Annotated in this window: 1 protein-coding gene; it reads right to left on the bottom strand. The window is 62.8% G+C overall.

What is annotated here, in order from left to right:
• Window positions 1-21: 21 nt before the first annotated feature.
• A complete protein-coding gene (locus ABZW16_RS43985; RefSeq protein WP_354962107.1) occupies window positions 22-912 on the bottom strand; it encodes a ParB N-terminal domain-containing protein in 891 nt (296 codons plus the stop codon).
• Between the last annotated feature and the right edge of the window lie 299 nt (window positions 913-1211).

The following is a 1211-nucleotide window of genomic DNA, read 5'->3' as shown; positions in this document are numbered from 1 at the left end:
GCCTTTGAACCGTAGCGGTTGTCATGCTGTCGCACAATGTCCTCGGATATCGGCTCCGGCATGCTGGCTGATGAATCTGGCGAAATTCGCCCAGGTATCCGAATGCTGGTTCGCCAGTTCGGCTATCAACGGCATGCAATGAGGTGGGAGAGATTCAACGATCGACATCCAGGTTCCGGGATCCCCGGGAGACAGGTGAAGAATTCTCAGCAGCTTTCGCCCCTGATCGGTGAACCGCACCGACGGATCCGCATGCAACGTGCGGATCGCGCGGCCGGGATCGTCGGATCCGACACCCTCGAGCGACACACCGGCCGGCATCAACGAGGAAGAAGAAGACGAAGAAGAAGAGCGTTGGGAGCCGATCGGGACCGACGGCGAATCGGCACCCGCCCCGGAGATCGCCCGCTCCTGCGCACGCCGCCGGACATCCTTCGAGGTGGTCAGCGAGACACCCGCAGCCAACGCAAGCTCCCGCGCCGAGATGGCAGGATTGCTCTCGAGGAGCTGTTCAGCGCGCCGCCGTCCCTGGCCCACGACACCGGGATACACCACACCATCACGCCCGACCCGCCCACCGGCCGGGTGCGGAATTTCCGCACCCGACCGCCTCCGGATCGCCGCGATCGTCTTGTCCGACAAACCCGCGACCTCACCGAGCTTCCGATTCGACCACTCCGGAAAGTCACGAAGAATCCGCTCGGCAGCCGACTTCCGATCCGCCAACGACAAAGGCAACCCATGCCTGCTGTTCAAATGAACAGCCAACACGAACGCCTGCCGCACATCCCCCTCGAAGAACACCGCATCGATCGACTCCAGACCACGACACTGCGCAGCCCGCACCCGATGAACACCGTCGACCACCATCATCGTCGCCCGGTGAACCACAATCGGCGGCAGGCTCCCCACAACCTCCGCCAACACCAGCGTATGACCGGCATCCTCACCCGAACGACGCGGCGACTCCCCGACCCGCAACAACCTCAACGGGACCGACGAAACCCCCGACAACACAGAACCACCACCGGAACCCACCCCCGGCAACAGCCCATCCAATCCGATGCCCTGCACCAATCTCCCTCCCAACAATCCGAACCCGGAGACGAGACATCACACCAACGCGCCACGCACACCTCCGCATAGCCAAATTGTTACAGCCCCAACCCCCACCAACAGCACCAACAAATGGCAACAACCTGCCACAACCC

The sequence above is a fragment of the Nocardia sp. NPDC004604 genome (genome assembly GCF_040609795.1).
Taxonomy (GTDB): domain Bacteria; phylum Actinomycetota; class Actinomycetes; order Mycobacteriales; family Mycobacteriaceae; genus Nocardia.
This window is presented reverse-complemented; position numbering and strand designations above follow the sequence as displayed.